Origin of the sequence: Serratia sp. C2(1) (assembly GCF_036352655.1) — a bacterium.
GTDB classification, from domain to species: domain Bacteria; phylum Pseudomonadota; class Gammaproteobacteria; order Enterobacterales; family Enterobacteriaceae; genus Serratia; species Serratia inhibens.
Map to the genome: position 1 here is coordinate 322,885 of NZ_JAZFBA010000001.1, position 22,194 is coordinate 345,078.

The following is a 22,194-nucleotide window of genomic DNA, read 5'->3' on the forward strand; positions in this document are numbered from 1 at the left end:
TTACCTCAACATAAAAGCAAAAAAGCAAAGGAACCCATAATGGACGAACAGCTCAAACAGAGTGCCCTTGATTTCCATCAGTTTCCGGTCCCAGGGAAGATCCAGGTCTCTCCAACCAAACCCCTGGCAACGCAACGCGATCTGGCGCTGGCCTATTCACCGGGCGTTGCCGCCCCTTGCCTGGAAATTGCCGCCGATCCGCTGGCGGCCTACAAATACACCGCCCGCGGTAACCTGGTTGCGGTGATTTCCAACGGCACGGCGGTACTGGGGCTGGGCAATATCGGCGCACTGGCCGGTAAGCCGGTCATGGAAGGCAAAGGCGTTCTGTTCAAGAAGTTTTCCGGTATCGACGTGTTCGATATCGAAGTGGATGAACTTAACCCGGACAAGCTGATCGACATCATCGCTTCCCTCGAGCCGACCTTTGGCGGCATCAACCTGGAAGACATCAAGGCGCCGGAGTGTTTCTACATCGAGCAAAAACTGCGCGAGCGCATGAAAATCCCGGTGTTCCATGATGATCAACACGGCACCGCCATTATTACCACCGCCGCAGTGCTGAACGGCCTGCGGGTAGTGAAAAAGAATATCTCCGACGTGCGGCTGGTGGTTTCCGGCGCCGGTGCGGCGTCGATAGCCTGTCTGAACCTGTTGGTGGCGCTGGGGCTACGGCAGCAAAACATTACCGTTTGCGACTCCAAGGGGGTGATCTACAAGGGACGCGACGCCAACATGGAGCAAACCAAGGCGGCTTATGCCATCGAAGATAACGGCCAGCGCACGCTGGGGGATACGATCCCCAATGCCGATATCTTCCTCGGCTGTTCCGGCCCGGGCGTGCTGACCCAGGACATGGTGAAAACCATGGCCAGGGATCCGTTGATCATGGCGTTGGCCAACCCGGAACCGGAAATTCTGCCGCCGCTGGCGAAAGCCGTGCGTCCGGACGCCATTATCTGTACCGGCCGTTCCGACTACCCGAACCAGGTGAACAACGTGCTGTGCTTCCCGTTCATCTTCCGCGGGGCGCTGGACGTGGGTGCCACCACCATTAACGAAGAGATGAAGCTGGCCTGCGTGCATGCGATTGCCGATCTGGCGCTGGCGGAACAGAACGACGTGGTGGCTTCCGCCTATGGCGATCAGGACCTGTCGTTTGGCCCGGAATACATCATTCCGAAACCTTTCGACCCGCGCCTGATCGTTAAAATTGCCCCGGCGGTGGCCAGGGCGGCGATGGAGTCCGGCGTGGCGACGCGTCCGATCGAAGACTTTGACGCCTACGTCGAGAAACTGTCCGAGTTCGTCTACAAAACCAACCTGTTCATGAAGCCGATCTTTGCCCTGGCGAAGAAAGAAATGAAGCGTGTGGTGCTGGCGGAAGGCGAAGAGGAAAGGGTGTTGCACGCGACCCAAGAGCTGGTGTCGCAGGGCCTGGCCTATCCGATCCTGGTCGGCCGCCCGAGCGTGATTGAAATGCGGCTGCAAAAGCTTGGCCTGCAACTGACGCCGGGCAAAGATTTTGAAGTGGTGAACAACGAGTCCGACCCGCGTTTCAACGAATACTGGGGTGAGTATTATCAGATCATGAAGCGTCGCGGCGTCTCGCAGGAGCAGGCGCGCCGTGCGGTGATTGGCAACCCGACGCTGATCGCCGCCATCATGCTGCATCGCGGCGAGGCGGACGCGATGATCTGCGGCACCATCGGCAGCTACCACGAGCACTATGACGTCGTGAAAAACGTGTTCGGCTTCCGCGAGGGCGCGCACGTCGCCGGGGCGATGAATGCGCTGCTGCTGCCAAGCGGCAACACCTTTATTGCCGACACCTATGTCAACGATGATCCGACGCCGGAACAGCTGGCGGAAATCACCCTGATGGCGGCGGAAACCGTGCGTCGCTTCGGCATTGAGCCGAAAGTCGCGCTGCTGTCCCACTCCAGCTTCGGTTCCTCTGACTGCCCGGCGGCGCGCAAAATGCGCAAAACGCTGGAGTTGGTGAACCAGCTGGCGCCTGAACTGGAGATTGACGGCGAGATGCACGGCGACGCCGCGCTGGTTGAGAGTATCCGTCACGATCTGATGCCGGACAGCCCGCTGAAAGGCGCAGCCAACGTGTTGATCATGCCGAATATGGAAGCGGCGCGCATCAGTTACAACCTGCTGCGCGTATCCTCTTCGGAAGGGGTGACCGTGGGGCCGGTGCTGATGGGGGTATCGAAACCGGTACACATTCTGACGCCAATCGCCTCGGTGCGCCGCATCGTCAACATGGTGGCGTTGGCGGTGGTGGAAGCGCAGACCGAACCGCTATAAGCCTCGAGTGACGACAAGCCCCTTGCGTTCTGGCGCAGGGGGCTTTTTTTATGCCTTGCAGCGTGCGGCGATCTGGCGGATATCCTGCGGCGTAGTGCGGCAGCAGCCGCCAATCAGCCGGGCGCCGATGTTTTGCCATTCCCCAATCTGATCGATCAGGCTGCCACTCTCGCTCCCGCAGGCATGCCAGGTTTTGCTCACCGCGTCGTAATGTTCGCCGGAGTTCGGATAGACCAACAGCGGTTTGTCGGTCAGTGTGGCCAACTGCCGCAACGCCGGGGTGACGTTTTCCAGCGCAATGCAGTTGATGCCGATCGCCAACACCTGAGGATTGCCGTGCAGTGCTGCCAGCACCTGCGTCAGCGGCGTACCGTCGCTGAGATGCTGGCTGTCGCGCAGGGTGAAGGCGAACCAGGCGCCGAGCGTCGGGAACTCCTGCAACAAGGCCAACAACGCCTGCAACTCGCTGAACGACGGCAGGGTCTCACAGGCCAGCAGATCGACCCCGGCCTCGGCCAGCGCGGCAATGCGCGGGCGATGGAAGGCGATCATCTCTTCCTGCGGCAGCGAATAATCGCCGCGGTATTCGGAACCGTCGGCGAGATAGGCGCCATACGGCCCCACAGAGCCTGCGATCAACAGCGGTGCGGCCTGCGGATGTTGCGTCAGATAGTCGCTGCGCGCCTGTTGCGCCAGTTGCACGCTTTTGGCGATCAGCGCCAGCGATTGCTGCTGGTTCAGACCGCGGCGCAGGAAGCCCAGCGGCGTCGCCTGGTAACTGGCGGTGATGGCGCATTGCGCCCCGGCGTTGAAATAATCGAGGTGAACCTGATAAATCAGCTCGGGATTTTCAATCAGCACTTTTGCCGACCACAGCGGATCGCTGAGGTCGCAGCCGCGTGCCTCCAGTTCGGTGGCCAGCGCACCGTCTAAAACCAGCGTGCGGTTAGCGGCCAATAAGGCGGCGACGGTATTGTTAACGGACATGATTTTCTCCCAACGAAGATTTTTGCCCGGCGCGGCGGGTCAGATAATAGGCGAAGTAGCACAGGGCGACAAACGGCAGCCCGCAATAAAGCGCGATGCGCTGCGCCGGATCGAAAGCCAGCCCTACGCAGGCCAGCAGGCACAGGACAAAGCCGAGGATCGGCGTCAAGGGGTAACCCGGCGCACGGTATTTCAGGCCCTCGATTGGCTGACCGCTGCGCAGATAATGGCGGCGGAAGGCGTAATGCGCGGCGCAGATGCTCAGCCAGACCGCCACCACCGCAAAACCGGAAATGGCCGACAGCGCGACAAACACCGTGTCCGGCGCGATAACGCTGGTCAGCAACGCCAGCACGCCGCCGAGCATGCTGAAGGTCAATGCATTGATCGGGATGCCGCGTTTATTGACGCGGGAAAAATAGGCCGGCAGGGTGCGCTGGTTGGCCAATGACCACAGCATGCGGCCCGAGGCGTACAGGCCGGAATTGGCGGCCGACAAGATGGCGGTCAGGATCACGAAGTTAAAGATATCGGCGGCGTAAGGTATGCCAATGCGTTCAAACACCAGCACGAACGGGCTTTTCACAATCCCGGCCTGATCCATCGGGATCAGCGCGGCCAGAATAAATACCGTGCCGATAAAGAACAGCATCAGGCGGATCACCGTGGTGCGTATCGCCCAGGGCACCACCTTTTCCGGGTTCTCGGTTTCGCCGGCCGCAATGCCGATAAGCTCGGTGCCGGAGAAAGCGAAGTTCACCGCCACCATGGTCATCAGGATCGGCAGCGTTCCGTTCGGCAGCCAGCCGGAGGCGGTCAGATTATGCAGGAAGGGCGCGGGCGTGCCGTCTTTCATCGGCAGCAGGCCGAACATGGCGGCGCCGCCCAGAATGATAAAGGCCAGAATGGTGACGACCTTGATCAGCGAGAACCAGAATTCGCTCTCGGCAAAGAAGCGGGTAGTGATCACGTTGAGCAGGAAAATCGCCACGCAGAAGATCAAGCACCACAGCCACACCGGCGACTGCGGGAACCAATACTGCATGCAGAAACCGGCGGCGGTCAGGCTGGAGCCCAGCGCCACCGTCCAGGTCAGCCAATACAGCCAGGCGACGGTATAGCCGGTAGCCGGGCCAAGATAACGTGAGGCATAAACGTGGAAGGCGCCGGTTTCCGGCATCGCGACGGCCAGTTCACCCAGGCACAGCATCACCAGATAAACCACCAATGCGCCGATCAGATAGGCCAGCAGAGTCCCGAGAGCGCCGGTCGTGGAAATGATATAGCCGGTGTTGAAGAACAACCCGGTGCCGATCACGCCGCCCAGCGACAGCATCACCAGATGCCGGGCTTTCATGGTGCGTTTGAAGTGCCCTTCGGCGGGTTCAGGTGAGTGCATGGTATTTCATCCGTATAGACGTCTAAGCAGCTAAATGGCTATTGGTTATACCCGTAATATTTCATGAAATCAATGTAAGACCGGGCGTCATAAACTAAAAAATAGTTAGCGGCGTCTCGGGGCGGGGGGATATCAATATGCAAATGATAATTATTATCTATAATGCCTTCACTTTTTATTGCAGGGGGCAGCATGAGAATTCTGATTTTACTGGCCGCGCTGGCACTTGGCGCTTGCAGCCAGACCCCGGTGCCCGTACCGAAAAACACCCTTGACGGATTGGGGAAAATTACCGATTTACGCAGCGGCGAAACTTTGTCGCCTGACCGGCTTCTTGCCCGACTTGCAGCCCAACCAAGGGTGATCGTCGGGGAAAAACACGACAATCCCTATCATCATCAAATCGAACTGTGGCTGGTGCAAAATCTGCCGCAGCGGCGGCCGCAGGGCAGCGTACTGATGGAGATGATCACCCCGAACCAGCAGGCCAACGTGGACAGGGTCAAACAGGATCTGTTGGCAAATCCTGCCGTGCGCGATGAGCGCGTGGCGCAGTTGATTGACTGGCAGAAAGGCTGGAAATGGTCGTTGTACGGCGAAGTGGTGATGGCGGCGATGCGTGCGCCGTATCCGCTTTGGTCGGCCAACCTGGATCGCGAGGAAATCATGGCGTTTTACCGGCAGCCGGCGTTCCCGCAGGGCCGCTTGTCGGTACGCCCGGCGGTGCAGAAGGCGCTGGAAGACACCATTCGCGCTTCGCACGGCGGAAAAATCGAACCCCAACAGCTGCACGCGATGCTGGCAATCCAACAGCAGCGCGATCGGCGCATGGCCGAGCGCCTGCTGGCTGCACCCACGCCGACGCTGTTGATTGCCGGCGGTTATCACGCCTCAAAATGGGTAGGGGTGCCGCTGCATGTGCAAGATCTGCAACCGGGCGCGCAGCCGACGGTGCTGATGCTGGCGGAGCAGGGCGCGCAGGTTGATGGCCAGATGGCGGATTACCTGTGGATCACGCCGCCGGTAAAATGACGGCGCCACCGGGGGAATGCTGTGCGGTTACTGCGCCCGCTTCGCCTGCTGCAGCCACTTGTCCAGCTCGTTGGCGAACTGCTGACGGTCGCGTTGGTTCAGGGTATTCGGGCCACCGGTCTGGATGCCGCTGGAGCGCAGGGTATCCATAAAGTCACGCATGTTCAGGCGTTCGCGGATAGTGTCCGGCGTGTAGCGTTCACCGCGCGGGTTCAGCGCCACCGCGCCTTTTTCTATCACTTCGGCCGCCAGCGGAATATCGGCGGTGATCACCAGATCGCCTTTTTCGCAGCGGCGGACGATTTCGTTATCCGCCACGTCAAAACCGGCCGCCACCTGCAGGGTGTGGATGTGTTTTGACGGCGGCGTTCTCAGCGGTTGGTTGGCCACCAGCGTCACCGACATGGCGGTGCGCTCGGCGGCGCGGAACAGCACTTCTTTGATCACGTTCGGACAGGCGTCCGCATCGACCCAAATCTGCATTACTCAGGCTCCTTCAGCCAGTCGCGCACCGGCAGAAAATCGCGGTACAACGCCGCTTCCGGGCTGCCTTCTGCCGGTTGATAGTTGTATTCCCAGCGCACCAGCGGCGGCATCGACATCAGAATGGATTCGGTGCGGCCACCGGTTTGCAGGCCGAACAGCGTGCCCCGATCCCACACCAGGTTGAATTCGACATAGCGGCCGCGGCGATAGAGTTGGAACTGGCGTTCGTTGTCGCCCCAGCTCAGCGCTTTGCGTTTTGCCACGATCGGCAGGTAGGCGTCGAGGAAACCTTCGCCCACCGCGCGGGTGAAAGCGAAGCAGCTGTCAAAGTCCGGGGTGTTGAGATCGTCAAAAAACAGGCCGCCGATGCCGCGTGCCTCGTTGCGATGCTTGATAAAGAAGTAGTCGTCGCACCACTTTTTGTATTTGGGGTAGACCGCGTCACCGAAGGGGGCACAGAGCCGCTCGGCGGTACGGTGCCAGTGGACGGCGTCTTCTTCGAAACCGTAGAACGGCGTCAGATCAAAGCCGCCGCCAAACCACCACACCGGCTCTTCGCCCGGTTTTTCCGCAATGAAAAAACGCACGTTGGCGTGGCTGGTGGGAATATAAGGGCTGTGCGGGTGGATCACCAGTGACACGCCCATCGCCTGGAAGCTGCGCCCGGCCAGCTCGGGGCGGTGCGCAGTGGCGGAAGCGGGGAGAGTGGCGCCGGAGACGTGCGAGAAGTTGACCCCCGCCTGTTCAAACACCGCACCCTCGGTCAACACGCGGCTGCGGCCACCGCCGCCTTCTTCACGCGTCCAGCGGTCTTCGTTGAAAACGGCGCTGCCGTCTGCCTGTGCCAGTTGCGCGCAGATACTGTCCTGCAGCGATAGCAGGAAGGATTTTACTTCTGCGATGGTCGGTAAGCTCATACGGATAATTCACGCGTCTGACGGAACAAGGCGCAAAGTATACCCGTATTCGCTGCCGCTTATCAGCCGGTTTTTCGCTGGTGGGCGTCGTAATAGCTGAAGAAACTGATCACGCCGTCGGCGATGGCGCGGGCGATTTTCTCGCGAAACGCGGTGGTGCCGAGCAGGCGCTCTTCCGCCGGGTTGGTGATGAAGGAGGTTTCTACCAGCACCGAAGGAATGGACGGGGATTTGAGCACCGCAAACGCCGCCTGCTCGGTGCTGTCGCTGTGCAGGTGATGCACCGGGCGGATCTGGCCAAGCACGTGGCGGCCGAGCGTCAGGCTGTTGTTGATGGTATCGGTCTGCACCAGATCGAACAGTACCTGCTGCAGATAGTTATCCTGATTTTTATATTTGCCGCCGGCTACGTCATCGGCGGCGTTCTCGCGGTTGGAGAGATAACGTGCCATGGCGCTGCTGGCACCGCGGTTGGACAGGGCGAATACCGAGGCGCCTGAGGCGTCGGGACTGGTAAAACCGTCGGCGTGAATCGAAATAAACAGGTCGGCCTGATGCTGGTGGGCAATTTCTACCCGCTGGAACAGCGGGATAAATTCGTCTTCTTCCCGCGTCAGTCGGGCTTCGACGTGATCGTGTTCATGCAGCATGCGGCGTACGTGATTGGCGATCTCCAGCACCACGTGTTTCTCTTGCGAACCTTCGCTGCCGACCGCGCCGGAATCGATGCCGCCATGGCCGGGATCGATCATCACCAGCCTTTTGCTGCCGGTCGGTTTCGCTGCCGGTTTGGCGTGTTGATTGCGCAGCATGCCGCCGGACTCCGCTTTGGCCGGTTGGCTTTTGCAGCCGACCAGCGCCAGCGCCAGGCCGGAGAGCAGTAATCGACGTCGCGTGGGGGAGGCGGAGAGCGGTTTAAAATTGAGGAATTGTTTAACCTGCTTTTTCATAACGCGACGCTCCATCGATAAATTCTATTTTGCGACGTTATATCGTATTGATAATCATTAATCGAACGGTTAACTATGTCCATTTATTACGTCAGTTACCGCCGTTTTCTGCCCCATTGGCGTGGAAAATCGCAGTTTGATATTGCTTAAGTGAATAATCCCGCGATATACCCTGCGTACTTGAAGCTGCATCTGTGTTAGCTGCGCTTGCTCACCCGAATCACTGACTTAAGTCAGCTCATCGGGCTTCATTCGCTTGCTGCCTTGATGCAACTCCAATAACTTTGGGTATAATCAGATAAACACTTTAATTAACAGCGGCGAACATCGATGGAAATTCGCGTATTTCGACAAGACGACTTTGAAGAAGTCATTACCCTGTGGGAGCGCTGCGATCTGCTGCGGCCGTGGAACGATCCTGAGATGGATATTGAGCGCAAACTGAATCACGATCCGGACCTGTTTCTGGTCGCGGAAGTGGGCGGCGAAGTGGTCGGTTCGGTGATGGGCGGCTACGATGGCCACCGTGGTTCGGCGTATTACCTGGGCGTGCACCCGGATTATCGCGGGCGCGGCATCGCCAATGCGTTGATTAGCCGTCTGGAGAAAAAGTTGGTCGCGCGCGGTTGCCCGAAGATCCAACTGATGGTGCGCGAAGACAACGACACTGTGATCGAGATGTACGAAAAACTCGGTTACGAGATCCAGAGCATCACCAGCCTGGGCAAGCGGCTGATCGAAGACCAGGAATATTGAGTCAATCAGGCGGTGAACCTTCACCGCCCGTTACTGAGCGTTACGGCAGCTTTTTGACGTTCTTCACATCGACTTCCACGCTGCTCCAGTCTTTATCCACTTTCCCTTCCAACTGCACTTTATCTTTCGGGGTAATGGTCTGGCCGTTCCAGCGTTTTTTGTCGATCTCCACCGTCAAGGTGCCGCTGGCGTCGCGGAAAGTGTAGGTGTCGTCGCCGACGCGCTGCTCAATGTTGCCTTGCAGCATGACCCAGGCGTCGTCGCTCATCGATTTTACCTTCTCCACGGTGGTCAGTGCGGCGCTGGGGCCGGAGAAGCCGCCCTGCGGAGCGGTTTGCGTCTGCGGTGCGGAAGGGTCGAGAAACCCGCCTTGTTGTGCCAGAACCGGTGCGCTGCACAGTGCGATCAAAGCGGCCAGGGTATATTTTTTCATTTGAAGCTTCCTTATCTCAATCGAGAATCAAAGCCCTGCCAATCAGGACTGCTGTGTTGATGAGGCAAGTAAAACATAAAGATCTTAAGAGCTTCTTAAGCGGGCGCATTGAAAACAAGAGTTACGGCTCCCATTTGATGGAGTAATGATAAAACAGGCAAGGAACCGACCTTGAAGCCGTATCCACACCGATTTTCCCCCGACGATTATGATCATCATGGCGTGCTGCGCCTGCCGCTGTGGTTTTGGGGCGTCCTGGTTTTGCAGGCCCGCACCTGGATCCTGTTTGTGATGGCCGGTGTCTCGCAGCAGCAGGGGGGAGGGTTGTTGCAACTGTTTTACCCGGATACCCAAAGGTTCTGGTATGGCATCCTGCTGGGGTTGCCGGCGGCGCTGGCCTTTTTGATTGGCCCGCGTCGGCATGTGTGGCCACGGCTGTGGCGGGCCTGGCGTTGGGTGCTCAGCGCCTCGGTGCTGGCGGCGTTGGGCGGCTCCCTGCTCAACCTGTGGCAGCAGGACAGCAATTTGCCGGCGCTGGATAGCGTTTTGGCGTTGCTCGATGCTTTGGCGCTGGCTTACCTGTTGCTGAACGCGCGGCTGAAGGCTTGCTTCACGCCACAGGAAGAGGCCGCTTAATTGCCGCACGGAGCGGCACTTTTCTCATTTTCCGCACTCCAATCTCGCAACCGATGGCGTAGCACGGGCAGTTGTGAGAGGCTGACACTCGGCCCGACTGACCCATGCCTTTGATGTTAAGGAGCTATAAATGAATATTCGCCCACTGCTGTTAGGGCTCCCGCTGTTACTGACCGGCTGTTCGACGATGTCCAACCTCTCCTGGTCGAGCCTGTCGCCGTTTAACTGGTTCGGCAGCAGCCTTGAGGTCAGCGCCAAGGGCGTTGGCGATCTCAACGCCGGCACGCCGATGTCGGAAAGCGCGATCAACGACGGGCTGAACGGCGATTACCGCCTGCGCGGCGGCATGGCAACCGACAAGGGCCAGATCGTTTCTTACTACCAGGCAATGGACGGCAATGACGTGAAGCTGGTGATCACCGGCGAGCCGAAGGGCCACGTGCAGCGTGTGGACGTGATGGACAATAAAGTGGCGACCGAGTGGGGCAACAAGCTTGGCACACCGTTCAGCGAGATGTACAGCAAGGCGTTTGGCGCTTGCAAACCGGCCGATGGCGACGATGCCGGCAAGGTAGAGTGCGTGGCGGAGCAGAGCAAATACGTCACCTACATCTTCAGCGGTAAGTGGGCCGGCCCGCAGGACATCATTCCGCCGGACGACACGCTGAAAAGCTGGACGGTCAGCAAGATCATCTGGCACGCCAAACCGCAGTAAGCCGCTTTCGGGCGCCCCGCTCGGGGCGCTCGTGATTAACCCTATTTTCTTTGCGTTCCGCTAAGGCAATCTTGCACGCATGCGTTATTATACCGCGCGTTTGTAACAGGAAATCCAAGTGTAAACAGCGGCCTGTTACCCTATTTTGCTATTGAGGATAACGACATGACACAGGTTCAGAGCGGCATTTTGCTGGAGCACTGCCGTTTCGCCATTTTTATGGAAGCTACCGTACAGGGCGAATTCGCTGATTTGCGTCAGGGCTGCAAGCAGTTTTGCCAGACGCTTACCGAGCTGCAGCAGCAATTCCCGGATGCTTGCCTGGGGGCGGTCATCGCCTTTGGTTACGACGTCTGGCACGACCTGTCCAGCGGCCAGGGGGCAACAGAGCTGAAGCCGTTTACCCCACTGGGTAAAGGACTGGCACCGGCCACCCAGCGTGATCTGTTGATCCATATCCAATCCCTGCGTCATGACGTTAACTTCTCGCTGGCGCAGGCGGCGCTCGCGGCGTTCGGCAACGCCATCAAAATTGAAGAGGAAACCCACGGCTTCCGTTGGGTGGAAGAGCGCGATCTGAGCGGCTTTATCGACGGCACCGAAAACCCGCAGGGCGACCAACGCCCGGAAGTGGCGGTGATTGCGGAAGGCGAAGAAGACGCAGGCGGCAGCTACGTGCTGGTGCAGCGTTACGAACACAATCTGCGTCAGTGGCAGCGTTTTACCACCGAGCAGCAAGAGCAGATTATTGGCCGCACCAAGCACGACAGTGAAGAGCTGCCGTCGGATCAGCGGCCAGAGACTTCTCACGTCAGCCGGGTTGATCTGAAAGAAGACGGCAAGGGCCTGAAAATTTTGCGCCAAAGCCTGCCTTACGGCACCGCCAGCGGCAAGCACGGGCTTTATTTTATCGCCTACTGCGCGCGTCTGCATAATATCGAAAAACAGCTGCTGAGCATGTTTGGCGATCTGGACGGCAAACGCGATGCGATGCTGCGTTTTAGCCGTGCGGTGACCGGCAGTTATTACTTTGCCCCTTCGCTGACGCGTCTGCTGTCGCTTTGAGGCCCTCGTCGGGGTCGGCCATGTCGGCCCCGGTACGCTTTTCCCGCCCCAGCGAAACCGCTCCGCTCCTGCCTTATAGCGTTTGATGCTTGAAAATCACTAAACGGTATATAAAAGCGTTACAGCTCCGCACCTAGTTATAAATACACTGGTCAACATCAGGGCGAAAGCCCGACGGATTGACTCAGTTAGCTAAGGTGCAGAATGAAACAAACCCGGGTTAAAAATATCGTGCTGAAAGGATGGTTGGCTGCGGCTCTGTTAGCCAGCGGCACCGTCTCGGCAACTGAATTGCTGAACAGCTCCTATGACGTTTCCCGTGAATTGTTTACCGCGCTGAATCCCGGTTTTGAACAACAGTGGAACCAGCAGCACCCGGGCGACAAGCTGACCATCAAGCAGTCCCACGCCGGTTCTTCCAAGCAGGCGCTGGCGATCCTGCAGGGGCTGCGTGCCGACGTCGTGACTTACAACCAGGTGACCGACGTGCAGATCCTGCATGAACGCGGCCAACTGATCCCGGCCGACTGGCAAACCCGGTTACCGAACAACAGTTCTCCGTTCTATTCCACCATGGCTTTCCTGGTACGCAAGGACAACCCTAAGGGTATCCACAGCTGGAACGATCTGGTCCGTGACGACGTGAAGCTGGTGTTCCCGAACCCGAAAACCTCCGGCAACGGCCGTTATACCTATTTGGCCGCCTGGGGCGCCGCCAGCCAGGCCGACGGCAACGATCAGGCCAAAACCCGCGCCTTCATGACCCGTTTCCTGAAAAACGTGTTGGTGTTTGACACCGGCGGCCGCGGCGCGACCACCACCTTTGTGGAACGTGGCCTGGGCGACGTGCTGATCAGCTTTGAGTCGGAAGTGAACAACATCCGCAAACAATACGGTGAAGACAAATACCAGGTCATAGTGCCGCCGGTCGATATTCTGGCGGAGTTCCCGGTGGCCTGGGTGGACAAAAACGTCGATAAAAACGGCACCGAACAGGCAGCCAAAGACTACCTCAATTATCTCTACAGCCCGGCGGCCCAACAGGTAATCACCAGCTTCTACTATCGCGTTTACGACAAAAAGGCGATGGAAGCGGCGAAGGGTCAGTTCCCGGACACCAAGCTGTTCCGGGTGGAAGATCAGTTTGGCGGTTGGCCGCAGGCGATGAAAACGCATTTCTCCACCGGCGGCGAGTTGGATCAACTGTTAGCGGCAGGGCATAAGTAATGTTGTCGTTGTCCAGTAAACGGGTTTTGCCCGGATTCGGCCTCAGCCTGGGGAGCAGCCTGTTTTACACCTGCCTGGTTTTGTTGCTGCCGCTCAGCGCGCTGGTCATGCAATTGGCGCAGATGAGCCTGGCGCAATACTGGGAAGTGATTTCCAATCCGCAGGTGGTGGCGGCCTATAAGGTGACGCTGCTGTCGGCGGGCGTCGCCAGCCTGTTTAATGCGGTGTTCGGCATGCTGATGGCCTGGATCCTGACCCGCTACCGCTTTCCCGGCCGCACGTTGCTGGACGGCCTGATCGATCTGCCGTTCGCGTTGCCGACTGCGGTGGCCGGCCTGACGCTGGCGGGGTTGTTCTCCACCACCGGTTGGTATGGCCAATGGCTGGCGCATTTCGATATCAAGGTGACCTTCACCTGGCTTGGGATTGCGGTGGCGATGGCGTTTACCAGCCTGCCGTTCGTGGTGCGCACCGTTCAACCGGTGCTCGAAGAGTTAGGGCCGGAATATGAAGAAGCGGCCGAAACATTGGGCGCAACCCGCTGGCAGAGTTTCCGCCGCGTGGTGATCCCTGAGCTTGCGCCGGCGCTGCTGGCCGGCACGGCGATTTCCTTTACCCGTAGCCTGGGTGAGTTTGGCGCGGTGATTTTTATCGCCGGCAATATCGCCTGGAAGACCGAAGTGACGTCGCTGATGATCTTTGTGCGCTTGCAGGAGTTCGACTATCCGGCGGCCAGCGCGATTGCTTCGGTGATCCTGGCGGCGTCACTGCTGTTGCTGTTTAGCATTAACGTTCTGCAGAGCCGCTTCGGCCGACGCATCGGGGGGCACTGATGGCTGATATCTCTGAGTTCAATGGCGTCGAACGCCCGCGCGTCAACTGGGGCAAATGGACGCTGATCGGCATCGGCGTGCTGTTCTCGGTGCTGCTGCTGGTGGTGCCGATAATGTCGATTTTCGCCGAGGCCTTTTCCAAAGGCGTAGGCGCGATGTGGAGTAGCCTGGTCGATCGCGACATGCTGCACGCCATCTGGCTGACGGTACTGATCGCGTTGATTACCGTGCCGTTCAACCTGATTTTCGGCACGCTGCTGGCGTGGCTGGTGACGCGTTTCACCTTTCCGGGCCGCCAGCTGTTGCTGACCTTGGTCGACATTCCGTTCGCCGTTTCACCGGTGGTGGCGGGGCTGATTTATCTGCTGTTTTACGGCAGCAATGGCCTGCTTGGCGGTTGGCTGGATACGCATAATATCCAGGTGATGTTCTCCTGGCCGGGCATGGTGCTGGTGACCATTTTCGTGACCTGCCCGTTCGTGGTGCGTGAGCTGGTGCCGATGATGCTCAGCCAGGGCAGCCAGGAAGACGAGGCCGCCATTTTGCTGGGTGCGTCCGGCTGGCAGATGTTCCGCCGCGTTACCTTGCCTAACATCCGCTGGGCGCTGTTGTACGGCGTGGTGCTGACCAACGCGCGCGCCATCGGCGAGTTCGGTGCGGTATCTGTCGTGTCCGGTTCTATTCGCGGCGAAACCTTCAGCCTGCCGCTGCAGGTGGAGTTGCTGCAACAGGATTACAACACCGTCGGCGCCTTTACCGCCGCCGGGTTGCTGACCCTGATGGCGATCATTACCTTATTCTTGAAGAGTGGCTTGCAATGGCGTTTGGAACGCCAAAATGCGCGCCTCGAGCGGGAGGAAAATCATGAGCATTGAGATTCGCGGCATCAACAAATTTTTCGGTCGTACCAAGGTATTGAACGATATCTCGCTCGATATTTCCTCCGGTGAGATGGTCGCGCTGCTGGGGCCGTCCGGCTCCGGTAAAACTACGCTGCTGCGTATTATCGCCGGGCTGGAAAGCCAGAGCGGCGGCAAGCTGGGCTTCCACGGTACCGACGTCAGCCATGTGCATGCGCGCGATCGCCGCGTGGGCTTCGTGTTCCAGCATTACGCGCTGTTCCGCCATATGACGGTGTTCGACAATATCGCCTTTGGCCTGAGCGTGCTGCCGCGTCGTGAGCGCCCAAACGCTGCGGCGATCAAACAGAAAGTGACCCAACTGCTGGAAATGGTGCAGCTTGGCCATTTGGCCAACCGTTACCCGTCACAGCTTTCCGGCGGCCAGAAACAGCGTGTGGCGTTGGCGCGTGCGCTGGCGGTAGAGCCGCAAATTCTGCTGCTGGACGAACCTTTCGGCGCGCTGGACGCGCAGGTGCGCAAAGAGCTGCGCCGCTGGTTGCGCCAACTGCACGAAGAGCTGAAATTCACCAGCGTGTTCGTGACCCACGATCAGGAAGAGGCGATGGAAGTGGCCGATCGCATCGTGGTGATGAGCCAGGGCAATATTGAACAGGTGGGCTCACCGAACGAAATCATGCGTGAACCGGCCAGCCGTTTCGTGCTGGAGTTTATGGGCGAAGTGAACCGTCTGAGCGGCGAAATCCGCGGCTCGCAGCTGTTTGTCGGCGCGCACCAGTGGCCGCTGTCGTTCCAGCCGATGCATCAAGGCAGCGTCGATCTGTTCCTGCGTCCGTGGGAAATGGAAGTGGCCACCGAAAGCAGCGAGCGTTGCCCGCTGCCGGTACAGGTGCTGGAGGCCAGCCCGCGCGGCCACTTCTGGCAGTTGACCGTACAACCGATCGGCTGGCACCAGGAGCCGATCAGCGTGGTGCTGCCGGAGGGCAACCAACCCCCGGTGCGCGGTGGCCGTTACTATGTCGGCAGCCTGAATGCGCGTCTGTACGCCGGCGATCAACTGCTACAACCTGTTGCGTTAGCCAAAAGCGCCTGATATACCCTTTATCTTTCAAGTTGCAGGTGTGTTGGCTGCCTTTACTCGCCCCAGTCACTTACTGATGTAAGCTCCTGGGGACTCGTGCAGTTGCCGCCTTCCTGCACCTCGAAATATTTTGGGTATAGGTTTTAACTGACGTTAAAGGCGACCTTGCGGTTGCCTTGTTATTTTACGTCCAACACACAGGCAAAGATCGTGACAACGCTCGAACAATGCATCGGCAATACCCCGCTGGTAAAAGTACAACGTCTGGCCGCAGGACTGGGCAGCGAGGTTTGGCTCAAACTGGAAGGCAACAATCCTGCGGGGTCGGTAAAGGATCGCGCCGCGCTGGCGATGATCCAACAGGCGGAACTGCGCGGCGAAATAAAACCCGGCGACAAGCTGATCGAAGCCACCAGCGGCAACACCGGCATTGCGCTGGCCATGATCGCGGCGCTGAAAGGCTATTCCCTTAAGCTGCTGATGCCGGAAAATATGAGCCTGGAACGCCAGGCGGCAATGCGCGCTTATGGCGCTGAACTGATTCTGGTCAGCCGTGAAATGGGGATGGAAGGCGCGCGCGATCTGGCGCTGGAAATGCAGCGTGAAGGGCAGGGCAAGGTACTGGATCAATTCAATAATCTGGATAACCCTTACGCCCACTTCACCACCACCGGCCCGGAAATCTGGCAACAGACCCAGCAGCGCATTACGCACTTCGTCTCCAGCATGGGCACCACCGGTACCATTACCGGCGTGGGCGGTTACCTCAAGAGCCAAAACCCGCAGGTGCAAATCATTGGCCTGCAGCCGGCGGAAGGCAGCAGCATCCCCGGCATCCGCCGTTGGTCGCCGGCCTATCTGCCGGGCATATTCCGCCCGGAGCTGGTGGATCAGGTTCTGGATATCCAGCAAACCGATGCCGAGCAGACCATGCGCCAGTTGGCTCAGCGTGAAGGCATTTTCTGCGGCGTCAGTTCCGGCGGCGCGGTGGCCGGCGCATTACGCATTGCTGCGGCGAACCCAGGCAGCGTGATTGTGGCGATTATCTGCGATCGCGGTGATCGTTATCTCTCCACCGGTGTTTTTGACTGAAGGCTATTCCCTTTCCAGCGCATGTATCGGATCCATCCCGGCGGCACGTTTCGCCGGGAAAAAGCCGAAAATCACCCCGATCAGCGTCGAACAGACAAACGCGGCGACGATCGAGGCTCCGGAATAGATCATGGAGAAGTTACTGCTGAATTGGCTGAACAACACGCCGATCCCCAGCGACAGCAGCACCCCCAATGCGCCGCCCAGCAAGCACACCAGCACCGCCTCGATTAAAAACTGCTGCATGATGTCCCCGGCGCGGGCGCCTACCGCCATGCGCACGCCGATTTCACGCGTGCGCTCGGTGACCGACACCAGCATGATATTCATCACCCCAATACCGCCCACCACCAGCGAGATCAGTGCGATCATCGACACCAACAGCGTCAGGGTGGCGGTGGTCTTCTCAATGGTTTGGCGGATACTGTCGGTGTTCATGACGAAGAAATCCTTGGTGCCGTGGCGTTGGCTCAGCAAACGGGTGACGCCGTCTTCGGCGCTGCCGAGATCGACATCGTCGTTGACCCGCACGGTGATGCTCTTCAGGTAACTCTGGCCCAGCATACGTTTCATGACGGTGGTGTAGGGGATCCAGACGTTCAGGTTTTCATCGCTGCCGAAGCCGCTCTGCTTTTTGGCGGCGACGCCGATAATCCGGCACGGCAGCGAACCGAGCAGGATCACTTCGCCGAGCGGATTGGCCCCGTTGGGGAACAGCTTATTGCGGGTATTTTCGTCGATCACCGCTTCCTGCATCAGGTTGTCGACGCTGTGGCGGTTAAACGCCATACCGCTGTCGATGCTGTAGCCGCGCACCAAAAAATATTGCTCGCCTACGCCATTGACCGTACCGCTGACCGACTGATTGCCATAGCGAAAGGTGGTGCTGCTGGACAGCGTCGGCGTCACGCTGTGGACGTATCCCTGCTGCGCCAGCGCGTCGGCGTCGGTGGCGCGCAGCGTCTGGATCGCCGCTGAGCGCATATCGCCGAAATCCTTGCCCGGGTAGATTTCCAGCGTGCTGGTGCCCATGGCGTTGATGTTCGCCAGCACCTGTTGCTGCGAACCTTTGCCCAGCGCCACCACCGACACCACAGAAGCGATGCCGATGATAATGCCGAGCATGGTCAATAAGGTGCGCAGACGCTGTGACGCCATCGCCAGCAGCGCCATTTTGAAGGCTTCGTAAAAGCGGTCGCGCTGCGATTGCCAACGGCTGCCGACGCCCTCCGGCACCTTCGGCAGCAGCGCGTTGGTTTGGACGGTTTTTTGCCGATCGGCGACAACTTCGCCGTCGCGCAGCTCAATAATGCGCTGGGCATGTTCGGCGATCTGCATGTCATGGGTGACGATCACCACCGTATGACCACGCGCATGCAGGTCTTTCAGAATGCTCAGCACTTCTTGTCCGCTGTGGCTGTCCAGCGCGCCGGTCGGTTCGTCCGCCAGGATCACTTGCCCGCCGTTCATCAGCGCCCGGGCGATACTGACGCGTTGCTGCTGGCCGCCGGAGAGCTGGCTGGGCCGGTAGTTCAGACGGTCCGCCAGACCAAGCCGCTGCAACAGATCGGCGGCACGCTGGCGGCGTGCGGTGCGCTGACGCCCGGCGTAGACCGCCGGCACCTCGACATTGTCTTGCGCGGTGAGTTCCGCCAGCAGGTGATAGCGCTGGAAGATAAAACCGAAATGCTCGCGGCGAAGTTCGGCCAGGCTATCGCGATCCAACCGCCCGGTACTGCGCCCGGCGACCTGATAATCCCCTTCGCTGGGGCGATCCAGGCAGCCGAGAAGGTTCATCAGCGTCGATTTGCCGGAGCCGGAAGCGCCGACGATCGCCACCATTTCGCCCTGGCCGATAGTGAGATTGATATCGTTCAGCACCGTCACATTCTGTTCGCCGGCCTGAAAACGGCGGCTGATGCCGCGCAGTTGCAAAAGAGGAGGTGGGTTCATCAATCACATCCCCATCGGCGGCGGGCCCATGCGCCGCGTGCTGCTTTGCGTTGCTGCGCTGACCTGGCTGACAATCACTTTTTCGCCGGCCAGCACACCGCTGATGATCTGCGCATCGACGTTGTTATTGATGCCGACCTTCACCGGGCGGCGGGCGATATTGCCCTGTTCGTCCACCACCTGCACCCAGTCGCCCTGTAACGCGGTGGCGGGGATCACGACTGCGCCTTTCGCCTTGGCCAGCACGATATACACCTGCGCGGTCATGGAAATGCGCAGCGCGCCATCGGGGTTTGCCACGTCGAACAGGCCGTTGTAGTAAATCGCGGTGCTGGAGGTGGAAGAACTGCTGGAACTGGCGCTGCTGGAGCTGGATGTGGTGGTCTCGTCATTGATCGAGTCGGGTGCCGGTTCTATCGCCCGCAAGGTGGCGCGGTAGCGTTTGCCCGGCTCGCCGAGAATGGTGAAATAGACCGGCATACCTGTTTTCACCTTCACCACGTCGGCTTCGGAAATCTGCGCTTCGATGGTCATGGTGTCCAGCCGGGCGACTTTGACGAGGGTCGGGGCGCTTTGCACCGCATTCACCGTCTGGCCTTCTTCAACCGGCAGCGCGACGATGGTGCCGTCGATCGGTGAAGTGATCTTGGTATAGCCGAGGTTGACCTGCGCAGTATTCACCGCGATCTGCGCCTGCACGATCTGCGCGTCCAGCGCGTTGATGTCGGCGCGGGTGGCTTCCAGCGTGGCTTTGGCGCTGTCAAAATCCGCCAGCACGCCGACGCCGCGCGCCACTATGGCCTGTTGGCGCTGATAGGCGAGCTGATTGTTGCGCAGCGCCGCCAGTTTGGAGGCGCGTTGCGCCTGTACGTTCTTCAATGCCGCTTCTGCGTCCCTCAGCGAGTTCTGCTGGGTTAAATCGTCGATCTCGGCCACCAGTTGCCCTTTATGCACCTTATCGCCCAGCGCCACGCGCAGGGCCTTTATCTGGCCGGAGACCTGCGCGCCGACGCTGACCTGTTTTTGCGCTTCGATGGTGCCATCGGCCAGCACGGTTTGTTCCAGATCGCGCGTTTGCGCTACCGCAGTGATATAACGGGGCGTTTCGGCGGTGCCTTGCGCCCTGAAGTAGAGAAATAAGGCGATAGCAGCCACAATGACAGTGGGCAACAGATAGCGTTTTGAGCGTTGAAGCGATGGCATGACGAAGAGGTTCCCTGGCATAAAAGCGCGGCAAAAAATCTATTTGCACTAATTTAGCGCGCCGCCGGCCGGGCTGCGGTTAAGTGGCGTTCAGGAATGTGTAAGGATTGAGTAAAACAGGCTGCGAAGCAGGCTAATAGGAGTGAAAATGGCGAAAATCCGCGAAGGAGCAAGGCATGAAAATTTTATTGGTCGATGATGACCTGGAGCTTGGCACCATGCTGAGCGAATACCTGACCGGCGAAGGGTTTAACGCCACGCTGGTGCTGACCGGCAAAGCGGGGGTGGAAGGCGCGCTCTCGGGCGAGTATACCGCGATGATCCTCGACATCATGCTGCCGGACATGAGCGGTATTGATGTGCTGCGCGACGTGCGTAAAAAAAGCCGTATGCCGATCATCATGCTGACGGCCAAAGGCGACAATATCGATCGGGTCATCGGCCTGGAAATGGGCGCCGACGATTACATGCCCAAGCCGTGCTACCCGCGCGAACTGGTGGCGCGCCTGCGTGCGGTGTTGCGTCGCTTCGACGAACGCCCGGACGAGGTGGACGACGAGATTGCCATCAGCTTCGGTGAACTGACGCTTAATCCTTCTACCCGCAGCAGCGAATGGCGCGGCAAGGCGTTTGATCTGACCGCTTCGGAGTTCAACCTGCTGGAACTGCTGTTGCGCGCGCCGGAGCGCGTAGTGTCCAAGGACGAGCTGTCGGAAAAAGGGTTGGGGCGCCCGCGTGAGGCCTATGACCGCAGCGTTGACGTTCATATCAGCAACATCCGCCAGAAGCTGGGCGCGCTGACCGACAATGCGCTCAGCATCGAAACGGTGCGCAGCATCGGCTACCGCATCAGGTAATGCCCATGCGCGGAAGACTATTCTGGAAAATCCTGCTGGGTTTCTGGCTCACGTTTATCATCATGACCCAGGCGCTGTGGGTCGCTTTTTCGCTGTACGGCGATCGCTATGAGCCACCGGAAAACGCCATGACCCGGCGGCTGATCAATTTGCAGTTGGCAACGGCCGGCACTTTGCTGCGCAGCGGCGGCGTACCTGCCCTGGAAGCCATGATGAAAGATTGGTCGGACGATGATCGTCGTTTTTTGTCGGTAACCCCGATGGCGCATCCGCCTGCGCCGGCAGAGGGGCCTTTCGAGGTTCGCCGCATGCCGGAAAATATCGCGGCATGGGTGCAAACGGGGGACAACAGCGGTTACCTGTTGAATTATGACGTGCGCACCCTCCGCGAACAGTACCGGCCCAACAAGCGTTCGCATTTCTTCAATATTCCGGCGCCGATGCTGTGGGTGGGCGGTCTGGGAGGGCTGTTGTTCAGCGCCGTGCTGGCGTGGAACCTGACCCGGCCAATGCGCAAATTGAGCGCCGGTTTTGATCGTGTAGCGCAGGGCGATTTGTCCGTGCGGCTGTTCCCAGCGATGCGCCGGCGTCACGATGAACTTTCTGAAGTGGCGCGCGATTTCGACACCATGGCCGAAAGGCTGGAACTGCTGGTCAGCGCCCGTGAGCAGTTGCTGCACGATGTTTCGCATGAATTGCGCTCACCGCTTGCCCGGTTGCAGCTGGCCATTGGCCTGGCGCGGCAGAATGACGGCAACGTCGAGAACTCATTGCAGCGCATAGAGCACGAAGCGGGGCGGCTGGATAAAATGATTGGCGAGTTGCTGGCGCTGTCGCGCGCCGAGAGCAACAGTCTGCCGGACGAGGAGTATTTCGATCTTTACGGGCTGGTGGATGCGGTGGTGAACGACGCGCGCTACGAAGCGCAGGTCCCTGGCGTCGAGATCGTGCTGCGGGCCAGTTCGGACGTGGAGTATACCGTCAAGGGCAATGCCGAGCTGATGCGGCGCGCCGTGGATAACATCGTGCGTAACGCATTGCGTTTCTCCAGCCACGGGCAGCGGGTGACGGTAGTGCTGACGCGTATCGACCAACTGTTCCAGATCGAGGTGAGCGATCAGGGGCCGGGCGTGGAAGAGTCAAAACTCTCCAGCATTTTTGATCCGTTCGTTCGGGTGAAATCAGCGATGTCGGGCAAAGGCTATGGGCTGGGGCTGGCGATCACCCGCAAGGTGGTGCTGGCGCACGGCGGCCAGGTTGATGCGCGTAACGGCGAGCCTGAGGGGCTAATCATTACCCTCCGGATCCCGCGCTGGGGGTAATACCCTTCGCCTTTCAAACTGCAGCGTTGTTGGCTGCTCGTGCTTACCCCAGTCACTTACTTGAGTAAGCT

21 protein-coding genes are annotated in these 22,194 nt (G+C 59.2%); 13 read left to right on the forward strand and 8 right to left on the reverse strand.

Annotated features, from left to right (window positions below; all coding sequences use genetic code 11):
• Positions 1-39: 39 nt before the first annotated feature.
• Complete coding sequence (gene maeB / locus V2S86_RS01525) at positions 40-2,319, forward strand: NADP-dependent oxaloacetate-decarboxylating malate dehydrogenase (RefSeq protein ID WP_330760929.1); 2,280 nt, start codon at positions 40-42, stop codon at positions 2,317-2,319.
• Between the two features lie 48 nt (positions 2,320-2,367).
• Here maeB and mmuM read toward each other — a convergent pair whose 3' ends face one another.
• Both mmuM and mmuP read right to left on the reverse strand, forming a co-directional pair.
• Complete coding sequence (gene mmuM / locus V2S86_RS01530) at positions 2,368-3,306, reverse strand: homocysteine S-methyltransferase (protein WP_330760930.1); 939 nt, start codon at positions 3,304-3,306, stop codon at positions 2,368-2,370.
• Positions 3,296-4,705, reverse strand: coding sequence for an S-methylmethionine permease (mmuP, locus tag V2S86_RS01535; protein WP_330760931.1), 1,410 nt, complete (start codon positions 4,703-4,705; stop codon positions 3,296-3,298). Before mmuP ends, mmuM begins: the two co-directional genes overlap by 11 nt.
• A gap of 192 nt (positions 4,706-4,897) precedes the next feature.
• Between mmuP and V2S86_RS01540 the strand changes: the two genes are divergently transcribed.
• On the forward strand, positions 4,898-5,737 hold the full coding sequence (locus tag V2S86_RS01540) for a ChaN family lipoprotein (RefSeq protein ID WP_330760932.1): 840 nt from the start codon (positions 4,898-4,900) through the stop codon (positions 5,735-5,737).
• A 27-nt stretch (positions 5,738-5,764) separates the two neighbouring features.
• On the opposite strand, the gene V2S86_RS01545 is transcribed toward V2S86_RS01540, so the two are convergent.
• The 3 genes from V2S86_RS01545 to amiA form a co-directional block, all read right to left on the reverse strand.
• Positions 5,765-6,220 (reverse strand): YaiI/YqxD family protein, encoded by a 456-nt coding sequence (locus V2S86_RS01545; protein ID WP_004947732.1) that lies wholly within the window; start codon positions 6,218-6,220, stop codon positions 5,765-5,767.
• Positions 6,220-7,140 carry an oxygen-dependent coproporphyrinogen oxidase gene (gene hemF / locus V2S86_RS01550; protein WP_330760933.1) on the reverse strand — a complete coding sequence of 307 codons (921 nt, stop codon included), beginning with the start codon at positions 7,138-7,140 and terminating at the stop codon, positions 6,220-6,222. The genes V2S86_RS01545 and hemF overlap by 1 nt, the downstream gene beginning before the upstream one ends.
• A 62-nt stretch (positions 7,141-7,202) precedes the next feature.
• On the reverse strand, positions 7,203-8,090 hold the full coding sequence (amiA, locus tag V2S86_RS01555) for an N-acetylmuramoyl-L-alanine amidase AmiA (RefSeq protein WP_330760934.1): 888 nt from the start codon (positions 8,088-8,090) through the stop codon (positions 7,203-7,205).
• 330 nt (positions 8,091-8,420) lie between these two features.
• Between amiA and V2S86_RS01560 the strand changes: the two genes are divergently transcribed.
• Positions 8,421-8,846: a GNAT family acetyltransferase gene (locus V2S86_RS01560; protein ID WP_006317161.1), complete on the forward strand. Its 426-nt coding sequence runs from the start codon at positions 8,421-8,423 to the stop codon at positions 8,844-8,846.
• A 40-nt stretch (positions 8,847-8,886) separates the two neighbouring features.
• On the opposite strand, the gene V2S86_RS01565 is transcribed toward V2S86_RS01560, so the two are convergent.
• Complete coding sequence (locus V2S86_RS01565) at positions 8,887-9,279, reverse strand: YgiW/YdeI family stress tolerance OB fold protein (protein WP_330760935.1); 393 nt, start codon at positions 9,277-9,279, stop codon at positions 8,887-8,889.
• A gap of 171 nt (positions 9,280-9,450) precedes the next feature.
• Here V2S86_RS01565 and V2S86_RS01570 point away from each other — a divergent pair, with 171 nt between their 5' ends.
• From V2S86_RS01570 to cysM, 8 genes are all read left to right on the forward strand, one after another.
• On the forward strand, positions 9,451-9,915 hold the full coding sequence (locus V2S86_RS01570) for a DUF2919 family protein (protein WP_330760936.1): 465 nt from the start codon (positions 9,451-9,453) through the stop codon (positions 9,913-9,915).
• Positions 9,916-10,045: 130 nt separating this feature from the next.
• Positions 10,046-10,630 carry an RpoE-regulated lipoprotein gene (locus tag V2S86_RS01575; protein WP_330760937.1) on the forward strand — a complete coding sequence of 195 codons (585 nt, stop codon included), beginning with the start codon at positions 10,046-10,048 and terminating at the stop codon, positions 10,628-10,630.
• Positions 10,631-10,795: 165 nt separating this feature from the next.
• Entirely contained in the window at positions 10,796-11,695 is a 900-nt protein-coding gene (locus V2S86_RS01580; RefSeq protein ID WP_330760938.1) for a Dyp-type peroxidase, read from the forward strand.
• 204 nt (positions 11,696-11,899) lie between these two features.
• Positions 11,900-12,922 (forward strand): sulfate ABC transporter substrate-binding protein, encoded by a 1,023-nt coding sequence (locus V2S86_RS01585; protein WP_330760939.1) that lies wholly within the window; start codon positions 11,900-11,902, stop codon positions 12,920-12,922.
• A complete protein-coding gene (gene cysT, locus V2S86_RS01590) occupies positions 12,922-13,755 on the forward strand; it encodes a sulfate/thiosulfate ABC transporter permease CysT (RefSeq protein ID WP_004947708.1) in 834 nt (277 codons plus the stop codon). The genes V2S86_RS01585 and cysT overlap by 1 nt, the downstream gene beginning before the upstream one ends.
• Entirely contained in the window at positions 13,755-14,630 is an 876-nt protein-coding gene (gene cysW, locus V2S86_RS01595; RefSeq protein ID WP_330760940.1) for a sulfate/thiosulfate ABC transporter permease CysW, read from the forward strand. Before cysT ends, cysW begins: the two co-directional genes overlap by 1 nt.
• Positions 14,620-15,708 (forward strand): sulfate/thiosulfate ABC transporter ATP-binding protein CysA, encoded by a 1,089-nt coding sequence (gene cysA, locus V2S86_RS01600; protein WP_330760941.1) that lies wholly within the window; start codon positions 14,620-14,622, stop codon positions 15,706-15,708. The genes cysW and cysA overlap by 11 nt, the downstream gene beginning before the upstream one ends.
• Positions 15,709-15,906: 198 nt before the next feature.
• Positions 15,907-16,788 (forward strand): cysteine synthase CysM, encoded by an 882-nt coding sequence (cysM, locus tag V2S86_RS01605; protein WP_330760942.1) that lies wholly within the window; start codon positions 15,907-15,909, stop codon positions 16,786-16,788.
• 3 nt (positions 16,789-16,791) lie between these two features.
• Here cysM and V2S86_RS01610 read toward each other — a convergent pair whose 3' ends face one another.
• Together V2S86_RS01610 and V2S86_RS01615 are read right to left on the reverse strand one after the other, a co-directional pair.
• Complete coding sequence (locus V2S86_RS01610) at positions 16,792-18,741, reverse strand: MacB family efflux pump subunit (protein WP_330760943.1); 1,950 nt, start codon at positions 18,739-18,741, stop codon at positions 16,792-16,794.
• A 3-nt stretch (positions 18,742-18,744) separates the two neighbouring features.
• A complete protein-coding gene (locus V2S86_RS01615; protein ID WP_330760944.1) occupies positions 18,745-19,944 on the reverse strand; it encodes an efflux RND transporter periplasmic adaptor subunit in 1,200 nt (399 codons plus the stop codon).
• Positions 19,945-20,120: 176 nt separating this feature from the next.
• Between V2S86_RS01615 and V2S86_RS01620 the strand changes: the two genes are divergently transcribed.
• Positions 20,121-20,801: a response regulator transcription factor gene (locus tag V2S86_RS01620; protein WP_330760945.1), complete on the forward strand. Its 681-nt coding sequence runs from the start codon at positions 20,121-20,123 to the stop codon at positions 20,799-20,801.
• Between the two features lie 5 nt (positions 20,802-20,806).
• The gene (locus V2S86_RS01625; RefSeq protein WP_330760946.1) at positions 20,807-22,123 is read left to right on the forward strand and encodes an ATP-binding protein; all 1,317 of its coding nucleotides are present in this window, start codon (positions 20,807-20,809) and stop codon (positions 22,121-22,123) included.
• Positions 22,124-22,194: the final 71 nt, after the last annotated feature.